This window comes from Curtobacterium sp. USHLN213, assembly GCF_037144815.1.
Lineage (GTDB): Bacteria > Actinomycetota > Actinomycetes > Actinomycetales > Microbacteriaceae > Curtobacterium.
Window position 1 is genome coordinate 390,490 of record NZ_JBBCYQ010000001.1, and the last position, 20,275, is coordinate 410,764.

The 20,275-nt window shown below is 71.6% G+C and carries 18 protein-coding genes; 9 read left to right on the forward strand and 9 right to left on the reverse strand.

Annotation, left to right across the window (positions count from 1 at the left end; translation table 11 throughout):
* Positions 1-142 precede the first annotated feature (142 nt).
* The 3 genes from WFH25_RS01800 to WFH25_RS01810 all read left to right on the forward strand — a co-directional run bounded on the left by WFH25_RS01800 (position 143) and on the right by WFH25_RS01810 (position 3,405).
* On the forward strand, positions 143-1,300 hold the full coding sequence (locus WFH25_RS01800) for a sensor histidine kinase (RefSeq protein ID WP_071296181.1): 1,158 nt from the start codon (positions 143-145) through the stop codon (positions 1,298-1,300).
* Complete coding sequence (locus WFH25_RS01805; protein WP_083294960.1) at positions 1,297-2,619, forward strand: hypothetical protein; 1,323 nt, start codon at positions 1,297-1,299, stop codon at positions 2,617-2,619. Before WFH25_RS01800 ends, WFH25_RS01805 begins: the two co-directional genes overlap by 4 nt.
* A 114-nt stretch (positions 2,620-2,733) precedes the next feature.
* Positions 2,734-3,405, forward strand: a complete 672-nt coding sequence (locus WFH25_RS01810; protein WP_070416359.1) for a response regulator — start codon at positions 2,734-2,736, stop codon at positions 3,403-3,405.
* 180 nt (positions 3,406-3,585) lie between these two features.
* On the opposite strand, the gene WFH25_RS01815 is transcribed toward WFH25_RS01810, so the two are convergent.
* The 4 genes from WFH25_RS01815 to WFH25_RS01830 all read right to left on the reverse strand — a co-directional run bounded on the left by WFH25_RS01815 (position 3,586) and on the right by WFH25_RS01830 (position 6,971).
* Positions 3,586-4,851, reverse strand: coding sequence for an MFS transporter (locus tag WFH25_RS01815; RefSeq protein WP_070416360.1), 1,266 nt, complete (start codon positions 4,849-4,851; stop codon positions 3,586-3,588).
* Between the two features lie 263 nt (positions 4,852-5,114).
* Positions 5,115-5,336, reverse strand: a complete 222-nt coding sequence (locus WFH25_RS01820) for a hypothetical protein (protein WP_336696625.1) — start codon at positions 5,334-5,336, stop codon at positions 5,115-5,117.
* 52 nt (positions 5,337-5,388) lie between these two features.
* A complete protein-coding gene (locus WFH25_RS01825; RefSeq protein ID WP_336696626.1) occupies positions 5,389-5,697 on the reverse strand; it encodes a thiamine-binding protein in 309 nt (102 codons plus the stop codon).
* Complete coding sequence (locus WFH25_RS01830; protein ID WP_336696627.1) at positions 5,694-6,971, reverse strand: hypothetical protein; 1,278 nt, start codon at positions 6,969-6,971, stop codon at positions 5,694-5,696. The genes WFH25_RS01825 and WFH25_RS01830 overlap by 4 nt, the downstream gene beginning before the upstream one ends.
* A 64-nt stretch (positions 6,972-7,035) precedes the next feature.
* On the opposite strand from WFH25_RS01830, the gene WFH25_RS01835 reads away from it, so the two are divergent.
* Entirely contained in the window at positions 7,036-7,746 is a 711-nt protein-coding gene (locus WFH25_RS01835) for a YceI family protein (protein ID WP_336696628.1), read from the forward strand.
* A gap of 97 nt (positions 7,747-7,843) precedes the next feature.
* Here the strand turns inward: WFH25_RS01835 and WFH25_RS01840 are convergent, their stop codons facing one another.
* A complete protein-coding gene (locus WFH25_RS01840; protein ID WP_336696629.1) occupies positions 7,844-8,731 on the reverse strand; it encodes an ADP-dependent NAD(P)H-hydrate dehydratase in 888 nt (295 codons plus the stop codon).
* On the opposite strand from WFH25_RS01840, the gene WFH25_RS01845 reads away from it, so the two are divergent.
* The 4 genes from WFH25_RS01845 to WFH25_RS01860 all read left to right on the forward strand — a co-directional run bounded on the left by WFH25_RS01845 (position 8,730) and on the right by WFH25_RS01860 (position 13,010).
* Positions 8,730-9,371, forward strand: a complete 642-nt coding sequence (locus tag WFH25_RS01845) for an HAD family hydrolase (RefSeq protein ID WP_336696630.1) — start codon at positions 8,730-8,732, stop codon at positions 9,369-9,371. The genes WFH25_RS01840 and WFH25_RS01845 overlap by 2 nt on opposite strands.
* Positions 9,368-10,450 (forward strand): NADH:flavin oxidoreductase/NADH oxidase, encoded by a 1,083-nt coding sequence (locus WFH25_RS01850; RefSeq protein ID WP_336696631.1) that lies wholly within the window; start codon positions 9,368-9,370, stop codon positions 10,448-10,450. Before WFH25_RS01845 ends, WFH25_RS01850 begins: the two co-directional genes overlap by 4 nt.
* A gap of 146 nt (positions 10,451-10,596) precedes the next feature.
* Positions 10,597-11,976, forward strand: coding sequence for a hemolysin family protein (locus WFH25_RS01855; RefSeq protein ID WP_336696632.1), 1,380 nt, complete (start codon positions 10,597-10,599; stop codon positions 11,974-11,976).
* Positions 11,973-13,010, forward strand: a complete 1,038-nt coding sequence (locus WFH25_RS01860) for a hemolysin family protein (protein ID WP_070416367.1) — start codon at positions 11,973-11,975, stop codon at positions 13,008-13,010. The genes WFH25_RS01855 and WFH25_RS01860 overlap by 4 nt, the downstream gene beginning before the upstream one ends.
* A 152-nt stretch (positions 13,011-13,162) precedes the next feature.
* Here the strand turns inward: WFH25_RS01860 and WFH25_RS01865 are convergent, their stop codons facing one another.
* On the reverse strand, positions 13,163-14,602 hold the full coding sequence (locus tag WFH25_RS01865) for a GuaB1 family IMP dehydrogenase-related protein (RefSeq protein ID WP_070416368.1): 1,440 nt from the start codon (positions 14,600-14,602) through the stop codon (positions 13,163-13,165).
* A 212-nt stretch (positions 14,603-14,814) separates the two neighbouring features.
* Between WFH25_RS01865 and WFH25_RS01870 the strand changes: the two genes are divergently transcribed.
* Positions 14,815-18,564 (forward strand): multifunctional oxoglutarate decarboxylase/oxoglutarate dehydrogenase thiamine pyrophosphate-binding subunit/dihydrolipoyllysine-residue succinyltransferase subunit, encoded by a 3,750-nt coding sequence (locus tag WFH25_RS01870; protein ID WP_336696633.1) that lies wholly within the window; start codon positions 14,815-14,817, stop codon positions 18,562-18,564.
* A 40-nt stretch (positions 18,565-18,604) separates the two neighbouring features.
* On the opposite strand, the gene WFH25_RS01875 is transcribed toward WFH25_RS01870, so the two are convergent.
* The 3 genes from WFH25_RS01875 to WFH25_RS01885 all read right to left on the reverse strand — a co-directional run bounded on the left by WFH25_RS01875 (position 18,605) and on the right by WFH25_RS01885 (position 20,172).
* Positions 18,605-19,045, reverse strand: a complete 441-nt coding sequence (locus WFH25_RS01875; protein ID WP_336696634.1) for a GNAT family N-acetyltransferase — start codon at positions 19,043-19,045, stop codon at positions 18,605-18,607.
* Between the two features lie 66 nt (positions 19,046-19,111).
* Positions 19,112-19,354 carry a zf-HC2 domain-containing protein gene (locus tag WFH25_RS01880; protein ID WP_070416370.1) on the reverse strand — a complete coding sequence of 81 codons (243 nt, stop codon included), beginning with the start codon at positions 19,352-19,354 and terminating at the stop codon, positions 19,112-19,114.
* Complete coding sequence (locus WFH25_RS01885; protein WP_336696635.1) at positions 19,351-20,172, reverse strand: sigma-70 family RNA polymerase sigma factor; 822 nt, start codon at positions 20,170-20,172, stop codon at positions 19,351-19,353. Before WFH25_RS01885 ends, WFH25_RS01880 begins: the two co-directional genes overlap by 4 nt.
* Positions 20,173-20,275 lie beyond the last annotated feature (103 nt).

The window sequence follows — 20,275 nt, forward strand, 5'->3', positions numbered from 1 at the left end:
CAATAACAATCGCGGAACCATCCGACACGGGATGGCGCGCCGAACACCCCCCAACGGGTGTCGCGCGTGGAATGATGGCGTGGTGCCCAGCCTGAACCAGGCTCGGTTTTCCCTCAGCCACACCGCCACGACCAGGACACCGATGGACTTCATCGCACAGGAACGCGACCGCTTGCTCCGGTCGACGACCCGTGTCGTCGGCATCGTCTGCGCCCTGGTGTCGGTCGTCGCGGTGATCTGCGCCCTCGCGGTCCCGGTCGTCCCGCTGCTCGGCGGGCTCGCCTGCATCGCGATCATGATCGCCGGCTTCCTGGTCTTCGGGTGGAACGGCTCGGTGTGGTGGACGGCGCTCATCCTCGCCTCGGGCCTCGGCGCGCTCGCACTCCTGCTGCTCGGCGTCGACGAGACAGCGCGTCCGATCATCGCCTCCGCGGTGGTGCCCCTCGCCGCCGGCAGCATCTCCGCACCGCTCATGTCCCAGCGCGGGAAGCCCGTGGGACTCGGGCTGACCATCGTCGCCGGGGCGGCCGTCGTCGTCGCGATCGTCTGGGCGAGCGGCAGCGTCCTCGCCGCCCCGGTCACCGGCGCGCTGCTCGGGTGGGTGCTCATCGCCGTCGTGACGATCTGGATCTCCCGGAGCATCCCGCGCGTCGCCCGCCGGATCTACAGCATCGGCACCGCGCACCGCGCCGAACGCCAGGCGAGCGAGACCGAGGCGCAGCGACGACAGGGTGCCCGGCTCCTGCACGACACCGTGCTCGCCACGCTGACCCTCCTCGCGCACTCCGGCGTGGGCGTCTCCGAGCAGGCGATGCGTGAGCAGGCCGCCGAGGACGCCCGACTCCTCCGCCACCTCCGCCTCGGTGCGACGCCGCAGCCGCAGCAGTCCGGCGACTACTCGCTCACCCGCGAGGAAGAGTCCCCGCTCGGCCAGACCCTCGAGTCGGTCAAGCAGCGCTTCGGCCGCATGGGCCTCGAGGTGAGCTGGCACGGCACCGGGCAGGTCCTGCTGCCGTCGAACGTGCTCGACGCCTTCCTGCTCGCGCTCGGCGAGTGCCTCGAGAACGTCCGCCGCCACGCCGGCGTCGGCGAGGCGCACGTCACGATCGTGCACGACAACGAGATGGTCCGCGCGATGGTCACCGACTCCGGCGTCGGCTTCGACCTCACCCACGTCAGTGCCGAACGGCTCGGCTTCAAGGAGAGCGTGGTGAACCGCCTCCGCGAGGTCGGCGGCGACGCGAAGCTCTTCTCCGCGCCGGGATCCGGCACGACCGTCGTCCTGGAGGCCCCCAGATGAGCCGCGTCCCCGAGGACACCATCAGCCGCGGGCTCCCCGGCGAGACCGTGCAGCCCGCTCCGCGGACCCGACGGGAGGCGCGGGAGCGGTACCGGGGCAGCGAACGTCGGCAGGCGCGCGGCCTCCCCTCCACATCGACCGGCGCGCGCTCGCTGCGGCAGGCCGCCAAGCCCGGCGCCTCGCTCGGCGCCGGCTACCTCGGACTCGGCGCCGCGGTCCTCACCGGCATCGAAGCCGTCGCGGGGATCGTCTTCTTCCTCATCCGCTGGACGGAGTTCACCGACCCGTGGCTGCCCGCGGCGGCCTGGGCGCTCTACCTCGTCGCCGCCGTCGGGGTCGGGCTCAGCCTGCTCACGTACGGCGAACGACTGACCGGGCTCGCCTTCGCGTTGATCTGCGTCGTCCTCGGCTGCGTCGTGACGCTCGACTTCATCGGCATCTGGCCCGAGCACGACATCGCCCACTCGGCGTCCGCGTCCGTCGCCGCCGGGTTCGCGCTCCTGCCGGTCGCGACCCTGCGCCCGGCCCGCGAGGTCGCCGCCGCCATCGCCGTCCTCGGCCTCGCGTTCGTCGGGATGGCGGTCGCCTCGACGCCGATCACGAGCGACACCCTGCCCGCGATCGTGTCCACCGTGGCGCTCGTGACCGTCCCGCCGTCGATCGCGCTCTTCGTGGTGCACCGGTTCCGCCAGCTCGTGCAGCGTGAACTCGACCGGGTCCTCGTGCAGAGCAACGTGCAGGCACCGCAGTTCGCCGTGGGCATGCTCGCCTCCGACGAACTCGCCCGGCTCGACCTCGCCGCCGAGAAGCTCCTCGACGCCGTCGCCAACGGCAGCGACCCCCTCCCGCTCTCGGACGCGTCCGCCTCGGTCGCCGCGTCGCTCGCCACCGAGCTGCGCCTGCACCTCATCGAGGGCCGCCGCGAGACCTGGCTGTACCACGCGATCACGGAGTCCGACAACCTCGGCCGCTCCGTCAGCGTCGCGGATCCGCAGTCGCTCGCGGGCCACCTCTCCCCCGCGCAGCGCGACGGCCTGCTGCAGACGCTCTGGCAGATGGTCGGCGACGGCAAGCAGACCCAGGCCGGATCACCGGTCGTCTCCGTGACGCTCGGCCCCGTCGGCTCGGACGGGCACCCCGTCACCGACGAGACGATGGACGTCCCGGTCGTCTTCGAGTCGCGCGGTGTCCCCCGGCGTCGACTCGGCCCGACCGCGTGGAGCGCCCTGCAGCGGATCGGCCCGTACCAGGACTCCGTCCGCGACGGCGTGCTGCACGTCGTCGCGCACTGCGTCGTCGACCGACATCCGTCGATGTAGTCGTCGCACGGAACCGGCTGGCCCGACTGCCGGACACCCTGACCAGCCTGCCCGTGCCCCGTGGTCCGTCCCCCTAGGATCGGCCCACGACCGCCCCCGAGAAAGGACGCCACCATGGCGACTCCAGAGGAACCGATCCGACTCGCACTCGTCGACGACCACAGGATGCTCCTCGGCGCGCTCACCGAGTGGATCCGGAACGCAGCCGACGACATCACGCTCGTCGCCGCCGTCACCACCTGGCCCGAGCTCCTCACGAGCCCGGCGTTCCCGGTCGACGTCGTGCTGCTCGACCTCGACCTCAAGGACTCGATCCCGGTCTCGTTGAAGATCTCGACGCTCAAGACCGCCGGTGTGAAGACCGTCGTGATGAGCACCTACTCGGAGCCGAACGTCGTCCGCGAGGCCCTCGCCTCCGGCGCCCTCGGCTACCTCGTGAAGAGCGAGGACGCCGAGATGATCGTCGAGGCCATCCGCTCCGCCCAGCGCGGCGAGCAGTACGTCTCCGCCGAGCTCGACCTGGCGATCAACAGCGGTGACGTCGGTGGCGTGCCGAAGCTCAGCGCCCAGGAGCGTCGCGTCATGGCGCTGTACGGCGGCGGCGAGCCGGTGAAGAGCGTCGCGTACCAGCTCGGCATCTCCGAGGAGACCGCGAAGAGCTACCTCAAGCGCATCCGCGAGAAGTACCGCGTCGCGGGCTTCGACGTCGGCACGAAGGTGGCGCTGCGGAAGCGCGCGATCACCGACGGCATCATCGTCCAGGACGGCAGCCCGCTGGGTCTGTAGCGCGCCGCGCGCCGCACGCGCCGCGCGCCGCACACGCCGCACGCTTCGTGAGCAGAAGAGGTCGGGTCCCGTCACAGGACCCGACCTCTTCTGCTCACGATCAGCGGTCTGCCGCACCGTGCGACGGACTGGAGGCGCGGTGCGAGGCCGCCCCGCGCCTCCTGGCCGGTGGGACCCGCGTCAGCCCAGCGGGACGGGCGCGGTGATCGGGCCGGTGGACGGCGACGACGACCGGAGCGACGCACGGCGGGTGCTGCGGCGCTCGGCGCCGTAGCTCACCATCGTCATGAGGACGCCGAGCAGCGCCAGCACGATGCCGAGCCATCCCGGCGCCTTGAAGCCGAACCCGGCCGCGATGACGGCGCCGCCCAGGGCCGCACCGATCGAGTTGCCGATGTTGAACGCCGAGTGGTTGAGCGCCGCCGCGATGGTCCGTGCGTCTCCGGCGACGTCCATCAGGCGGGACTGCACGGCCGGCGGGATCGCGGACGAGGTCGCACCGAGCAGGAACGCCCCGAGGAAGACCCCCCACACCCACTGCGCGGTGAGGACGGTGACGAGCAGGGCGCCGATCAGCGCGAACATGCCGACGTAGATCGTGCGCTTGACGCTGTGGTCGGCCAGGTGCCCGCCGAGCACGCCGCCGATGACCATGCCGATGCCGACGACCACGAGGACGAGCGGCACGAACGACTCCGACAGCCCGGTGACGTTCTGCACGAGCGGCGAGATGTACGAGTAGACCGCGAAGAAGCCTCCGAAGCCGACGGCTCCGAGGCCCATGACCATCCAGACCTGCGGCACGCGGAACGCCCGGAGCTCGCGGCCGATCGTCGCGTGCTCGTCACGGGCGCTGCGCGGCACGAAGGCCCACACCGCGAGGAACGTCAGGGCGAACAGGACGGCGACGACGCCGTACGCGATGCGCCAGCTGGCGACCTGCCCGACCCAGGTGATCGCCGGGACGCCCACGACGTTCGCGACGGACAGGCCGAGCAGCACCATCGCGATGCCCTTGCCGCGCTTGCCCGGCCCCATGATGTCGCCCGCCACGATGGACGCGATGCCGAAGTACGCACCGTGCGGGAGTCCCGCGACGAACCGCGCCACGAGCACGAGGCCGAAGGACGGCAGGATCGCGCTCGCGACCGTCGCCAGGACGAACCCGACGAGCAGCACGAGGATCAGGCCCTTGCGCGGGAACTTCGCCGACATCGCCGCGATCGTGGGGGCACCGACGACGACACCGAGGGCGTACGCGCTCACGAGCCAGCCGGCGTGCGCGATCCCGGCGTCCGGGTCGAGGCCGTACTGGCGCGGCAGGAGTGCCTCGGCGATGTTCGGCAGGAGCCCCATCGCGACGAACTCGGTCGAACCGATGGCGAACCCGCCGAGGGCGAGGGCGATGAGCGCGAGTGCGCGACGCGCAGGCGTGAGCTGGGACATGGTGCCTGTTTCGGGACGGGAGGAGCGGGACGGGTTCCGGACGTCGACTCGCGTGAGTCGGCTGGGACCGTCGGTGCGCGTGGTCGCCGCACCGTGCCTCCGTCGCGTCGACGTCGCTGACGGTGCGACCGGGGACGGGCGGAGGGTGGTCCTGGTTCAGCGTCGAACGTGGACGACCGGCCGCCGAGAGCGACCGGTCTCAGCAGTGTAGACCGCTCCAAAGGCCGAACGGAAGTCGCCCGGCCGAATCGATTCGACCCGCGTCAGGCGGCGCGACGCTCCGGCTCCGCGTGGGCTGTGACGACGAGCCCCGGGAGTTCGTCACGGTGGACCCACCCGGCGCCGCACTCGGTGCAGCTCGCCCAGGCGGTGTCGCCGTGCTCGTCCGAGTCGATGACGACCGTCCGCAGGTCGCAGTCGGGGCACCAGCCGTCGTGCATCATCACGAGCTCCTCGTCGTCGTGCGGACGCGTTCCGTCCGACACCGACAGGACACACCCGACCACCGACATCCGTGGGAGGCGCTCGGCGTGTCGCTCAGTCGTCGAGCGCAGCCTCGAGCCGCTCGAGCTTGCCGTCGATCTCGCCGGTGTGCCCCGGGCGGATGTCGGCCTTGAGCACGAGGGACACCCGCGTGCCGTACGCCCCGACGGCCTCGGTGGCGCGCTTGACCACGTCCATGACCTCGTCCCACTCCCCCTCGACCTCGGTGAACATCGACGAGGTGCGGTTCGGCAACCCGCTCTCACGGACGATCCGCACGGCGCCCGCGACGGCGTCGTGCACGGACCCGTCCGAGCTCGCGGAGGGACCACCGGACGGGGCGACGGAGAACGCGACGATCATGCGTCCATCCTGCCCCCTGCCGGGACGACCGGCACAGCGGTGGCACGGGCCCGCACGCCGAGCCGGACGATCGCGACGACGCTCCAGACCAGCACCCCGACCTCGAGCGCGTTCCGGAGCGTGAGGACCACGAGCACCCAGGGCTGCACGGTGAGCACCTGGTCGTAGAACCCGGGGTAGATCACCTGCGTCAGCAGCGCCATCGGGATCGCGGCGACGGCGACGGGCAGGAAGCGCCGGGCGCTCGGACGACCGGCGACGAGCCCCCACACGATCGGCACGGCGAACCACCCGATGTACTGCGGCGACCCGACCTTGTTCGCGGCGACCAGCGCGGCGACCAGGAGCAGTGCCAGCAGCGGCGCGGCCTCGGCCCGGTGCGCGCCGCGGTGCACGGCCCAGAGCGCGAGCAGCACCCCGCCGACGACGACCACGGCCATGAGCGGCGTCGACACCGCGGCTGCCGCGTGCGTCCCGGCGCCGGACACCTCGAACGTCAGGATCTGCTGGTCGTAGTAGACCGCGACACCGGGGACGCCGAGCGCCGCCGCCCACATGAAGGGGGTCGCGAGGGGCGCCTCGATCTGCAGCGCACGGCCGCTCTGCTGACCCACGAACGAGAACAGGTGGGCCGCTCCGCCGTACAGGACGTCGACGAGGACGATGAGCGCCGTGAGCACGAGCGCGCCGACGAGCACCCCGCGGCGGTGTCCACGGCGGAGCAGCAGGAGCACGCCCACGAGCGCCGCGGGCCACACCTTCGTCCACGCGCCGGCGGTGAACAGCGCCGAGGCGACGGCCGGCCGCGACGCGACGAAGGCCACCCCGACCAGGGCGAGGACGGTCGCGACGGTGTCGATGCGTCCGAGGCCGATCGGCCCGAGGGCGAGCAGGAAGGCGAGCCACCACCACACGACGCGCACGCCGAGCCCACGGAAGCGCCACAGGAACGCGCACGCGACGGCGTCGAGCACGACCATGAGCACGAGCCACCCGGTGCCGATCGACGTCACGCCCCCGACGGCGGCAGCGGCCATCGGGACGATCGCGAGGATCGGGTACACCCAGTCCTCGTCGATCCCGACCCAGAACCCGGACGCGTGCCCGGTCTCGATCCAGCGCCGGTACGTGATCGTGACGTCGCCGAGCGGCAGGTTCGCCGACACGGAGGTCAGCCACCAGAGGACCGCGTGCACGGCGGCGAACGCCACGACGAACGCCGCGACCTCGGGCCACTGCGAACGCCACCGCGAACGCCACACCGTCCTCTGCACCGGACGAGCGTAGCGGCCCGCCCGTCACAGGTTCCCCCGAGCATGACGTGTCACCGTTCCCCTCGTGACCTCCGACACCCCGCGCACGCGCCGCAGAGCCGTCATCTGGATCGCGGTCGTCGCCGCGGTCGTCGTCATCGGCGTCGTCGCCGCGATCGTCGGCACGAACCTCTACACGAGCAGCGAGAACGCCAAGACCTCCGCCGCCCCGAGCGTCGCCGCGAGCCGCGCCCCGTCGACGCTCGACGCCGCGGACCTGTCCGGCGCCTGGACGGTCGGCGGGGACTCCGAGGCCGGGTACCGCGTCCACGAGGTCCTGAACGGCTCGGACGTCACCGTCACCGGGCGCACCGACAGCGTCACCGGCAGCGCGACCGTCGACGGCACCGCCATCACGAAGGCGACCATCACCGTGCAGGTCGCCGACATCGCCACGGACTCGGCCCAGCGCGACTCGTACTTCCGCGACTCGGCGCTCGACACGTCGGCGTTCCCCACCGCGACCTTCACGCTCACCGAGCCGATCGCGGACGCGGTCACGCCCGGCTCCGGCACGACCAAGGTCGAGGCCACCGGGGACCTCACCCTGCACGGCGTCACGAAGTCGGTCGCCGCGACGCTCGAGGTCGGGCTGAACGGCGACGGCGTCGACGTCTCCGGCTCGATCCCGATCACCTTCTCGGACTTCGGCGTGCAGGCCCCGAGCCTCGGCTTCGTGCAGGTCGACGACGCGGGTGCGGTCGAGTTCCTGGTGCACGCCACCCCCGCGAGCTGACGCGCACGACGCGCGTCACGCCCCGGACGTGACCACCTGACGGCCAGGAGGCGCGGTGCCGGCCCGCACCGCGCCTCCCGTCCGTCGCCGCTCGCGGCTACCCCCGGGCGTCGCCGTCGACGACGAGGTCGCGCACCACGCCCGGCAGCTGCTCGACCAGCGCCGCCATCGTGAACGGCCCACCCCCGGACGCCCGTCGCGCCGCGATCCCGTGCACCACCGCAGCCGAAGCGGCCAGGTGTGCCAGGTCGGACGGCGACAGCGACGACCCGGACGCCTCCGCCGCTCCCTGCCGAGCCGCCACGAGCGCCCCCAGCACCCCGCCGAGGACGTCGCCGGCACCGGCGGCCGCGAGCCACGGTGTCGCCGACGAGGCCACGAGCCGCACCGACCCGTCGGGTGTCGCGACGTGCGTGGCGGACCCCTTCAGGAGCACGACGCTCCCGGTCTGCGCGGCGGCACGGAGCGCGGCCGCGGCCGGGTCCTGCTCGATCGACTCCCGCGACTCGTGCAGGACGCCGGCGAGCTCCCCCGCGTGCGGCGTCAGCACCGCCAGGGGACCGAGCTCGACGAGCGGGATCGCCCCGGCGTCGACCACCACGGGGACCCCGTCGTCCGAGGCGTGCCGGAACCCCTCCGCCGTCACGTCGTCCAGGTCGTCGAGCGAGCCCGCGGAGATCCCGGAGCCGACGAGCCACGCCTGCACCCGTCCGAGCCCGGCGACGACCTCGGGACGCCGCGCGAGCACGTGGTCCGACGCGCGGGACGGTCCCACGTACCGGACCATCCCGACGCCGGTGTGCACGGCGGCGTCGACGCCCAGCACGGCGGCACCCGGGTACTGGTCGGAGCCGGTCGCGACGCCGAGAACACCCCGCCGGTACTTGGTGGAGTCGCCGTGCGGGGCGGTGGTCCAGGCGGCGGCGTCGGTCGGGGCGAAGGGGACGAAGTCGTTCACGAGACGCCACGTTACGGTGGAGCGCATGAGCCTGTTCCTGCCCGGTCGTGTGGTGGTCTTCGACTACGGCGAGGTGATCAGCCGGACGCCGCACGCCTCGCGGGACGCCCTCGTCGCGGCGACCGGAGTGCCGGCGGACGAGCTCTTCCCCGTCTACCAGGAGCTCCGGCACGACCTGGACCGCGGCGACCTCTCCGTCGTGGACTACTGGCGCGCGATCGCCGAGCGCACCGGCCGGACGTGGCGCATCACCGACATCCACCGGTTCTGGGCGATCGACTTCACCGGCTGGTTCGAGGTCGAGCCGGAGACCCTCGCGATCGTCGAGGAGCTGCACGACGCCGGCACCCGGGTCGCCCTGCTGTCGAACGCCGGGTTCGACTTCGGTGACCCGTACCGCCGGTCCCCGATGGGGTCCCTGTTCGAGACCGTCGTGGTGAGCGCCGAGGAGCACGTCCTGAAGCCGGACGCCTCGATCTACCTGGACACGTGCGCGCGCCTGGGAATCGACGCCGCGCAGATGGTGTTCGTCGACAACAGGGCCGAGAACGCCGCCGGCGCGGAAGCGATCGGGGCGGTCGGCCACCATTACACGTCGCCCGCCGGACTCCGCGCGTTCCTGCAGGGACTCGCGACCGGGGCGACCGCCGAGAAGGAGCCCGCGTGACGCACGCCCTGTTCGAACCGATCACCATCCGCGACCTGACCGTCCGCAACCGCATCTGGGTCTCCCCGATGTGCCAGTACTCGGTCGAGGCGCAGGACGGCGTGCCGACGCCGTGGCACCTCGTGCACCTCGGCGGCTTCGCCAAGGGCGGTGCCGGCGCGGTCGTGGTCGAGGCCACGGGCGTCGTGCCGGAGGGGCGGATCAGCCCGCAGGACCTCGGGCTGTGGAACGACGAGCAGCGCGACGCGTTCCGCCCGATCGTCGACTTCATCCACTCGCAGGGCGCCGCCGCGGGCGTCCAGCTCGCGCACGCCGGCCGCAAGGCGTCGACGTTCCGCCCGTGGGAGTCGACGCACGGCTCCGTCCCGGCGGACCAGGGCGGCTGGAACACCGTGGCACCGTCCGCGGTCGCCTTCGACGGGTACGCCGAGCCGCGCGAGCTCGCCCCCGAGGACATCCGCGTGGTGGCCCTGGCGTTCGCCGCTGCCGCTCGACGCTCGGTCGAGGCCGGCTTCGACCTCGTCGAGATCCACGCCGCGCACGGCTACCTGCTGCACCAGTTCCTGTCGCCGTTGAGCAACCACCGGACCGACTCGTACGGCGGCTCGCTCGAGAACCGCGCCCGCGCCCTGCTCGAGGTGCTGGACGCCGTCCGTGCCGAGGTCGGCGCGGGCTTCCCGGTCGTCGTCCGCTTCTCGGCGACCGACTGGGTCGAAGGCGGCCTGACGCTCGAGGAGACCACGCAGGTCGCGCGCTGGGCCGCCGAGCACGGTGCCGACCTCGCGGACGTCTCGACCGGTGGCAACGTCGCGAGCGCCCCGATCCCGGTCGGCCCGGGTTACCAGGTGCCCTTCGCCGACGCGATCAAGCGCGACGCCGGCATCGGCACGATCGCGGTCGGCATGATCTCGGAGGCGTTCCAGGCCGAGCAGATCGTGGCGACCGGCCAGGCGGACGTCGTCATGGTGGGCCGCGAGTTCCTGCGCGACCCGGGCTTCCCGCTCCGTGCCGCCGTCGAGCTCGGCGTCTCCGTGGACTACGAGCCGCAGCAGTACCACCGCGCGCGCGTCACGGCGTAGGCCGTTCTGTACGTTCTCTCGGCTTGGCCGCACGCCAGGCAGTACGATTGCCTCACTGTGGACGATCCCCCGAACAGTTCTTCGCCTCACTCATCCGCCGCTCACTCGGTGAGCTGCACTGCCTCGCGCCCTGCGGGAGGTGAATCATGAGTCCGATCGACATCGTCATGCTGATCGGCGGCATCCTGCTGACACTCGGCACCGGTGTCTTCGTCGCGTCCGAGTTCGCGCTGGTCAACCTCGACCGCGCCGACGTCGAGGCCCGACGAGACCGCGGTGAGACCGGCCTCGCACCCGTCATCGGTGCGTTGAAGGTCACCTCGACGCACCTCTCCAGCGCGCAGCTCGGCATCACGCTGACGACCCTGCTGACCGGCTACCTGCTCGAGCCGTCGATCGCGAAGCTGCTCGAAGCGCCGTTCCTCGCGATGCGGCTGCCCGAGGCGATCGTCGAGACCGTCGGCTCGATCGTGGCGCTCGTCATCGCGACCCTGCTGTCGATGATCCTCGGTGAGCTCGTGCCGAAGAACTTCGCGCTCGCGCTCCCCCTGCAGACCGCGAAGCTCGTCGTGCCGCTGCAGATCGCGTTCACCACGGTGTTCAAGCCGGCCGTCGCGGTGCTGAACGGCACCGCCAACGCCGTGCTCCGGGCGATGGGCATCGAGCCGCAAGAGGAACTGTCCGGTGCGCGCAGCGCCGAGGAGCTCACCTCGCTGCTGCGTCGGTCCGCGTCCGAGGGCTCCCTCGAGCAGGACACCGCGACGCTGCTGGAACGGACGATCTCGTTCTCCGAGCTGAGCGCCAGCGACGTGATGACCCCGCGCCCCCGGCTCTCCACGATCCGCGTGTCCGAGTCCGCCGACGACGTCATCGCGCTCGCCCGGAAGACCGGGTTCAGCCGCTTCCCCGTCATCGAGGAGGACGCGGACGACGTCGTCGGCATCGTGCACGTGAAGCAGGCCGTCGCCGTGCCCCGCGAGAAGCGCCCCGAGGTCCCCGTCGGCGCCCTCATGACCGACGCCGAGCGCGTCCCCGAGACCATGCCCGGCGACACGCTGCTCGCCGAGGTCCGCGGTCGCGGCTACCAGATGGTGATCGTCGTCGACGAGTACGGCGGCACCGCGGGGGTCGTGACGCTCGAGGACCTCATCGAGGAGATCGTCGGCGAGGTGTCCGACGAGCACGACCGTGCACGGATCGACGTCGTCCGGTCGCGCAACTGGCTGACGTTCCCGGGGCTCCTCCGCCCGGACGAGCTCGAGGACCGCGCCGGCGTGAAGGTCCCCGAGGACGGCCCGTACGAGACCGTCGGTGGGTTCATCATGTCGACCCTCGGGCGGCTCCCGGCCGTCGGCGACGAAGTACCGCTCGAGGACGGCGTGTTCCGCGTCGAACGCCTCGACGGGCGCCGCATCGACCGGATCCGCTGGACGCCCACGCCGCCGGAGACCCCGGCGACCGGCATCATCATCCCGGCCACGAAGGCCACGGCCACGAAGGCCTCTGCGAAGGGCGGCACCCGATGAGCTCCGACTGGTGGGGGATCTTCTGGCTCGTCGTCCTCCTGATGGGCAACGCCTACTTCGTCGCGGCCGAGTTCGCCGTCATCTCCGCACGCCGCTCCCAGATCGAGCCGCGCGCGGAAGAGGGCTCGCGCGCCGCACAGATGACGCTCTGGGCGATGGAGCACGCCACCCGCATGCTCGCCACCACCCAGCTCGGCATCACGGTGTGCTCGCTGCTCATCCTCAACGTCTCCGAGCCGGCGATCCACCACCTGCTCGAGGTCCCGCTGCACCTCACGGGCTGGAGCGTCGAGGTCATCGGCGTCGTGGCCTTCGTGTTCACGCTGCTGCTCGTGTCGTTCCTGCACGTGGTGTTCGGCGAGATGGTCCCGAAGAACATCTCGTTCTCGATGCCCGACCGTGCGGCGCTCCTCCTCGTGCCGACGCTCTGGTACATCGGCCACGGCCTGCACTGGGTGGTCGTCGGCCTGAACGAGGTCGCGAACGCCGTGCTCCGGCTCTTCCGGGTCGAGCCGAAGGACGAGGCCGTGAGCGCGTTCACCGTCGAGGAGGTCCAGACCATCGTCGAGCAGTCCCGCCGCGAGGGCACCCTCACCGACGACGGCAAGCTCGCCCTGGCGTTCGAGTTCACCGAGAAGAAGGTCAAGGACGTCGCCGTGCCGATGGCCGAGCTCGTCACCCTCCCCGAGGACGCCACCCCGGGTGACGTCGAGCGGGCCGTGGCCCAGCGCGGGTTCTCGCGGTACGTGCTCGTGGCCGAGGACGGCTCCCCCACGGGCTACGTGCACGTGAAGGACGTCATCGACCTCCGACCGGACGAGTACGACGACCCGGTGCCGCCGAAGCGGATCCGGCAGCTCATCTCGCTGTACACGGAGATGGACCTCGAGGACGCCCTCGCGACCATGCGCGCCGCCGGTCGTCACGTGGCGCGGGCGTTCGACGCCGAGGGCCGGACGCTCGGTGTGCTCTTCCTCGAGGACATCCTCGAGGAGCTCGTCGGCACCGTCGAGGACGCGACCCGACGGCGGTAGACGCGCGATTGACGGACGGGAGGCGCGGTGCCAGCCGGCACCGCGCCTCCCGTCCGTCCGTGGTCGCCACCCGAGACTCGGCTGGGCGGACAGTTTCGCGGCCTGTGTGCCACGAAACTGTCCGCGGGGCCGAGTCTCGCCGCCCCCGCGCGCTACCAGCTGACGGGGAGCGGCTTGCCCTCCTCGTAGCCGGCGGCCGACTGGATGCCGACGAGCGCCCGCTCGGAGAACTCCGCGAGGGACGACGCCCCCGCGTACGTCGCCGAGCTGCGGACACCGGTGGTGATCATGTCGAGCAGGTCCTCGACGCTCGGCCGCTCCGGGTCGAGGTAGATCGTCGACGACGAGATCCCCTCGGCGAAGAGCGCCTTGCGGGCCCGCTCGTAGGGGTCGAGGCGCTCGAAGCGCTCCCGGACGGCCTTGGCACTGGCCATGCCCCAGCTCTCCTTGTACGCCTTGCCCGCGGCGTCGCGGCGGAGGACTCCGGGCGCCTCGAGCGTGCCCGCGAACCACGAGCCGATCATCACGGCGGACGCGCCGGCGGCGAGGGCGAGCGCCACGTCGCGCGGGTACCGGACGCCGCCGTCGGCCCACACGTGCGCGCCGAGCGACCGGGCCGCGGCGGCGGTCTCGAGCACTGCGGAGAACTGCGGGCGACCGACGGCGGTCATCATGCGCGTGGTGCACATGGCGCCGGGTCCGACGCCGACCTTGATGATGGTCGCGCCGGCCTCGACGAGGTGGGCGACCGCGTCGGCGGTGACGACGTTGCCCGCGACGAGCGGGATGTCGAGACCGAGGGCGGCGACGGTGCGGAGGGCGCGGAGCATGCCCTCCTGGTGGCCGTGCGCGGTGTCGAGGACGAGCACGTCGACGCCGGCGGCCGCGAGCGCCTGCGCCTTCGCGGCGACGTCGCCGTTGATGCCGATCGCGGCGGCGACCCGCAGGCGTCCGGACGCGTCGACCGCGGGCCGGTAGATGTCCGAGCGGATCGCGCTGGTCTGGCTGACCGTGCCGACGACCTTGCCGTGCCGCATGACCGGCGCGAAGTCGACCTCGGCCGCGGTCAGCACGTCGTACACGTGCCGGGGCGTACCGGCGTCCTCGGCGTCGATCGCGGTGGAGGCGCCGTGCAGCAGGTCGCCGAGCGTGGCGTCGGGACCCGCGTCGCCGAGGCGCCCGGCGGGGACGCAGCCGAGGTACTCGCCGGCGGCGTCGCGGACGACCACGCCCCGTCCCGCGACGGGCAGGAGCTGCTCGAGGGCCTCGGCGACCGTGGTGTGCGCGCCCATGTCGTAGGCGGTGTCGAAGTCGACCGGCTGGTCCTTGACCCAGCGGATCGCGGCGTCGAGGTCCTGCAGGTGCATGTCCTGCGGCAGGACGCCCAGGCCGCCGCGTCGGGCGAGCGTCGCGGCGAGGCGCGGCCCGGTGACCGAGTTCATGTTGGCGCTGACGATCGGGATGGTCGCACCGGACCCGTCGTTCGCCGAGAGGTCCACGTCGAACCGGCTCGTCACCGCCGACCGGCTGGGGACGAGGAAGACGTCGGAGTAGGTCAGGTCGTGTGTCGGCCGCGTCTCGTAGAACCTCATGGGCCCCACTGTACGGCTCCGCAGGGTGGCCGGTCTGGGCGGCTCGGCACGCCTCCGGTGCGACACGCGCGACACCCGGTCGGGAGGCGCGACCCGCCTCCGCCTGACACCGAACGGTCATCTGCGAGCGGCTAGGCTTGGGACCTGTGCGAGGCAGGGTTGCCACGCACGACACACACGAGCATCTATCGACGGAGAGTGGGCGATCGGCTGTGTCGAGCCATCTGACCGGAACGGACGAGACCGCGGGCGAATTCGGGGCGAACGAGTGGCTCGTCGACGAGCTCTACGAGCAGTTCGTCGCCGACAAGGAGTCCGTCGACAAGTCCTGGTGGCCGGTCCTCGAGAGCTACCACCGCACCCAGGGTGGCGACGCGTCCGCACCGGCTCCGTCCCCCTCCGCCCCCGCTGCTCCGGCCGCCTCCGAGCAGCAGCAGTCCACGACCCAGCAGCCCGCGACCGGTGACGCCCCCGGCGAGGCGAAGTCCGGGCCGATCCAGGCGAAGACCACGTCGCGCCAGCCCACGCCGCAGCCGATCCCGGCCGAGGCCAACGACGAGGCCGACGACCACGAGGAGACCCACGAGGACGTGGCGACCCCGCTCCGGGGCATGGCGAAGACGCTCGCCTCGAACATGGACGCCTCGCTCACGGTGCCGACCGCGACGAGCGTGCGGACGATCCCGGCGAAGCTGATGATCGACAACCGCATCGTCGTGAACAACCACCTGCGTCGGGCCCGCGGCGGCAAGATCTCGTTCACGCACCTCATCGGGTGGGCGATGGTGCAGGCACTCAAGGACTTCCCGAGTCAGAACGTCTTCTACGAAGAGCGCGACGGCAAGCCCTTCGTGGTGGCTCCCGCGCACGTCAACCTCGGCATCGCGATCGACGTCCCGAAGAAGGACGGCTCGCGCTCCCTGCTCGTCCCGAGCATCAAGCGCGCCGAGACCCTGACGTTCGGCCAGTTCCTCTCCGCCTACGAGGACCTCGTCAAGCGTGCCCGTGACAACAAGCTCACGCCGGCCGACTTCCAGGGCACGACGATCTCGCTGACGAACCCGGGCGGCATCGGCACGGTCCACTCGGTGCCGCGCCTGACGAAGGGGCAGGGTGCCATCATCGGCGCCGGTGCCCTCGAGTACCCGGCGCAGTTCCAGGGCTCGGCGGCGAAGACCCTCGTCGAGCTCGGCATCGGCAAGACCATCACGCTGACGAGCACCTACGACCACCGCGTCATCCAGGGTGCGGGGTCGGGCGAGTACCTGAAGAAGGTGCACGAGCGGCTCATCGGCGAGCACGGCTTCTACGAGGGCATCTTCGCGGCCCTCCGGATCCCGTACAAGCCGATCCAGTGGGCGAACGACATCAACGTCGACCTCGCGCACCGGGTGAACAAGACGGCGCGTGTGCAGGAGCTCATCAACAGCTTCCGTGTCCGCGGGCACCTCATGGCGGACATCGACCCGCTCGAGTACCGGCAGCGGACCCACCCCGACCTCGAGATCGAGAGCCACGGGCTGACCTTCTGGGACCTCGACCGCGAGTTCGTCACCGGCGGGCTCGCCGGCACGACGAACGCCCCGCTGCGCGACGTGCTCGGGATCCTCCGCGACGCCTACTGCCGCACGGTCGGCATCGAGTACATGCACATCCAGGACCCGGAACAGCGTCGCTGGGTGCAGGCCCACATCGAGGTCCCGTACTCGAAGCCGTCGAAGGACGACCAGCTCAGGGTCCTCGGCAAGCTCAACGAGGCCGAGGCGTTCGAGACGTTCCTGCAGACGAAGTACGTCGGCCAGAAGCGCTTCTCGCTCGAGGGCGGCGAGTCCACCATCGCGTTCCTCGACTCGCTCATCCAGCGCGCGGCGACCGCCGGCCTCGAAGAAGTCGCGATCGGCATGGCCCACCGCGGCCGGCTCAACGTGCTGACGAACATCGCCGGCAAGACCTACGGCCAGATCTTCCGCGAGTTCGAGGGGTCGTCGCTCCCCGGCGCCGTCTCGGGCCAGGGTTCGGGTGACGTGAAGTACCACGTCGGCACCGAGGGCGTGTTCCGCGCCAGCGACGGCACCGCCATCCCGGTGACGATCGCCGCGAACCCGTCCCACCTCGAGGCCGTCGACGGCGTGCTCGAGGGCATCGTCCGCGCGAAGCAGGACCGGCAGGCCCCCGGCACGTTCGGCGTCCTGCCCGTACTGGTCCACGGCGACGCCGCGATGGCCGGTCAGGGCGTCGTGGTCGAGACCCTGCAGATGTCGCAGCTGCGCGGCTACCGCACCGGCGGCACCGTGCACCTCGTGATCAACAACCAGGTCGGGTTCACCACCCCGCCGGAGTCGGCCCGCAGCTCGGTGTACTCCACCGACGTGGCGAAGACGATCCAGGCGCCGATCTTCCACGTGAACGGGGACGACCCCGAGGCCGTCGCCCGCGTCGCCGAGCTCGCCTTCGCCTACCGCGAGGAGTTCCACCGCGACGTCGTCATCGACCTCATCTGCTACCGCCGCCGCGGACACAACGAGGGCGACGACCCGTCGATGACGCAGCCGCTCATGTACAACCTCATCGAGGCGAAGCGCTCCGTCCGCACCCTCTACACCGAGGCCCTCGTCGGCCGCGGCGACATCACGCAAGAGGAGTACGACGAGGCGCACCGCGACTTCCAGGACCGCCTGGAACGCGCCTTCGCGGAGACGCACGAGGCGCAGACCGGCACGATCCCGGTCATCACGGTCGACGACGACGGCGCCGTGCAGGGTCTCGAGCGACCGGCAGCGCAGCGCGACGACTCCGAGGTCGAGGTGCACGAGACCGCCGTGTCCGAGGAACTCGTCCGGGCCATCGGCGACGCGCACAGCAACCCGCCCGCGGGCTTCCAGGTGCACCCGAAGCTCCAGCAGCTCCTGTCCAAGCGCACCGACATGACCCGCAACGGCGGCGTCGACTGGGCGATGGCGGAGCTCATGGCCATCGGGTCGATCCTCGTCGAGGGCAAGCCGGTCCGCCTCGCCGGGCAGGACGCCCGCCGTGGCACGTTCGTGCAGCGCCAGGCCGTCTTCCACGACCGGGTGAACGGCCAGGAGTGGCTGCCGCTCGCGAACCTCACCGAGGACCAGGCCCGCCTGTACATCTACGACTCGCTGCTCAGCGAGTACGCGGCGATGGCGTTCGAGTACGGCTACTCGGTCGAGCGTCCCGAGGCACTCGTGCTCTGGGAGGCGCAGTTCGGCGACTTCGCGAACGGCGCCCAGACCGTCATCGACGAGTTCATCTCCTCCGCCGAGCAGAAGTGGGGACAGCGCTCGGGCCTCGTGCTCCTGCTCCCCCACGGCTACGAGGGCCAGGGACCGGACCACTCGTCGGCGCGCATCGAGCGGTACCTGCAGCTCTGCGCCGAGGACAACATGGTGGTGGCCCGGCCGTCGACCCCGGCGTCCTACTTCCACCTGCTGCGACGCCAGGCGTGGGAGCGGCCGCAGAAGCCGCTCATCGTGTTCTCCCCGAAGGCGATGCTGCGGCTCCGCCAGGCGACGAGCCCGGTGGACGCGTTCACGAGCGGCACCTTCTCGGAGGTCCTCGACGACGACCGCGTGACCGACAAGTCGGCGGTGCGCCGGGTGGTCCTGCACTCGGGCAAGGTGCACCACGACCTGCGCGCCGAGCTCGACAAGCGCGGCGCCACCGACGTCGCCCTCGTCCGGCTCGAGCAGCTCGCGCCGCTCCCCCTCGAGCAGATCCTCCAGGTGCTCGCGGGCTACCCGGGCGCCGACGTCGTGTGGGCGCAGGAAGAGCCGGAGAACCAGGGCGCCTGGCCGTTCGTGTGCATGAACCTGTCGCCGCACCTCGACGGTCGGTCGCTGTCGGTCGCCGCCCGTCCGGCGAGTGCCGCGCCGGCCACGGGGTCGTCGAAGCGCTCCGCACAGGAAGCCACCGACGTCATCACGCGAGCGCTGGGCTGACGCCCGACGCCCGAAGCCGGACCCCTGACGCCGGGGTGCGCTACGCGATCTTCGTGTAGCGCACCCCGGCGTCGTGGTACCCGCGCTTCTGGTAGAACCGGTGCGCGCTGTCCGTGGCCGCCGCACTGACGGCGCTGAGGCGACGCGCGCCCTGCTCGACCGCCCATGCTTCGAACGTGCCGATGAGCGCCGAACCGGTGCCGAGCCTCCTGGCCGACTCGTCGACCACCATCAGCAGCAGCTGCGCCGTCGGCTCGTCGCTCGCGTACGCCCACGTGACCTGCGCGCCGGCGACCGCGATCGCACGACCGTCGTCGTCCCGCACCACCCAGGTGCGGTGTCCGGCCTCGGGCGTGAGCCGTTCGAGGCGGGCGCGCATGGCGGCGTCGTCGACCTCGTGGCCGAGCAGTCGGACGAGGGCGGTGACGTCGGCGACGTCCGTGTCGGACCAGGTGGTGATCGACTCGACGGAGAGGGTCATGCCCGCGACACTACCGACAGCCCCGTTCGTGTGACGACGGCTGCCAGGACGTTCACGCCGGGACGTTCAGTGGGTGGCCTGCTCCAGGCGGATGCGGGCGAGGATCTCGGTGCGGAGTTCCTCGGGTGCCGTCTCCTTGCACGCACGACGGACCGTCTCGATGAGGACGACGCCGACGCGGTGCTCGGTCGTGCAGTCCTCGCAGTCGTCCATGTGCTCACGGATGTCCGCCGCGTCCTCGCGGCAGAGCTCCCCGTGCAGGAACTCCTCGAGCTCGGCCTTCGCCTTCGAGCAGTCGCAGCCGCTCATCGCGCTTCCTTCCCTTCGACGCGGCTCGACGCCGCGGCAACCTTCCGGCCTCGTCCGCGCATCGTCGCCGTCGACGCTGCGTCCGGGACGATGCCGGTCTCACGTGCGTGGTCGGCCAGGAGCCCGCGGAGGAGCCGGCGGCCACGGTGGAGGCGGCTCATGACCGTCCCCACGGGGGTCTTCATGATGTCGGCGATCTCCTGGTAGGAGAACCCCTCGACATCGGCGAAGTAGACGGCCATCCGGAAGTCCTCCGGGATGGCCTGCAGCGCGTCCTTCACGGCGGAGGACGGCAGGTGGTCGATGGCGTCGGCCTCGGCGGAGCGCGCCGAGATCGACTGCGTCACGCTCTCCGCGCCGCCGAGCTGCCAGTCCTCGAGCTCGTCGATCGTGCCCTGGTACGGGTTGCGCTGGTTCTTGCGGTACGTGTTGATGAACGTGTTCGTGAGGATGCGGTACAGCCAGGCCTTGAGGTTCGTGCCCTGCTTGAACTGGCGGAACGCGGCGAAGGCCTTGACGAAGGTCTCCTGCACGAGGTCGGACGCGTCGGCCGGGTTGCGGGTCATCCGCATCGCCGCGCCGTAGAGCTGGTCCATGAAGGGCAGCGCCTGGTCCTCGAAGAGGGAACGGAGCTCGGCCTCGGAGACGGTCTTCGCGTCGACGACATCGACCGCGGTGGCCTCGTCATCGACCGCGGGGGCCTCGTCGTCGCTGGCCTCGTCCTCGCGCAGTGCTGCTTCTTCGGACACCGCGTCGAGCTGCGCCTCGGTCTCCTCGACCAGGTCGTGCGGTGCTGCGTGCGGTTCGTCGGTCGTCATCGCCGTCGAGTCTAGGCCGACGGTGCTCCCGAGCGTCGTCGGCACGGCGGGCAGAGCCGTCCGCGGTCGTGCGAGTGTCGCTGTCGCCACTGATCCTCCCGGT

Excerpts from the sequence above, each read along its gene's own strand:
- WFH25_RS01800 (WP_071296181.1), top strand. The coding sequence starts at position 143 with ATGGACTTCATCGCACAGGAACGCGACCGCTTGCTCCGGTCGACGACC.
- WFH25_RS01805 (WP_083294960.1), top strand. The coding sequence starts at position 1,297 with ATGAGCCGCGTCCCCGAGGACACCATCAGCCGCGGGCTCCCCGGCGAG.
- WFH25_RS01810 (WP_070416359.1), top strand. The coding sequence starts at position 2,734 with ATGGCGACTCCAGAGGAACCGATCCGACTCGCACTCGTCGACGACCAC.
- WFH25_RS01815 (WP_070416360.1), bottom strand. The coding sequence starts at position 4,851 with ATGTCCCAGCTCACGCCTGCGCGTCGCGCACTCGCGCTCATCGCCCTC.
- WFH25_RS01825 (WP_336696626.1), bottom strand. The coding sequence starts at position 5,697 with ATGATCGTCGCGTTCTCCGTCGCCCCGTCCGGTGGTCCCTCCGCGAGC.
- WFH25_RS01845 (WP_336696630.1), top strand. The coding sequence starts at position 8,730 with ATGAGCCTGTTCCTGCCCGGTCGTGTGGTGGTCTTCGACTACGGCGAG.
- WFH25_RS01840 (WP_336696629.1), bottom strand. The coding sequence starts at position 8,731 with ATGCGCTCCACCGTAACGTGGCGTCTCGTGAACGACTTCGTCCCCTTC.
- WFH25_RS01855 (WP_336696632.1), top strand. The coding sequence starts at position 10,597 with ATGAGTCCGATCGACATCGTCATGCTGATCGGCGGCATCCTGCTGACA.
- WFH25_RS01860 (WP_070416367.1), top strand. The coding sequence starts at position 11,973 with ATGAGCTCCGACTGGTGGGGGATCTTCTGGCTCGTCGTCCTCCTGATG.
- WFH25_RS01865 (WP_070416368.1), bottom strand. The coding sequence starts at position 14,602 with ATGAGGTTCTACGAGACGCGGCCGACACACGACCTGACCTACTCCGAC.
- WFH25_RS01875 (WP_336696634.1), bottom strand. The coding sequence starts at position 19,045 with ATGACCCTCTCCGTCGAGTCGATCACCACCTGGTCCGACACGGACGTC.
- WFH25_RS01880 (WP_070416370.1), bottom strand. The coding sequence starts at position 19,354 with ATGAGCGGCTGCGACTGCTCGAAGGCGAAGGCCGAGCTCGAGGAGTTC.
- WFH25_RS01885 (WP_336696635.1), bottom strand. The coding sequence starts at position 20,172 with ATGACGACCGACGAACCGCACGCAGCACCGCACGACCTGGTCGAGGAG.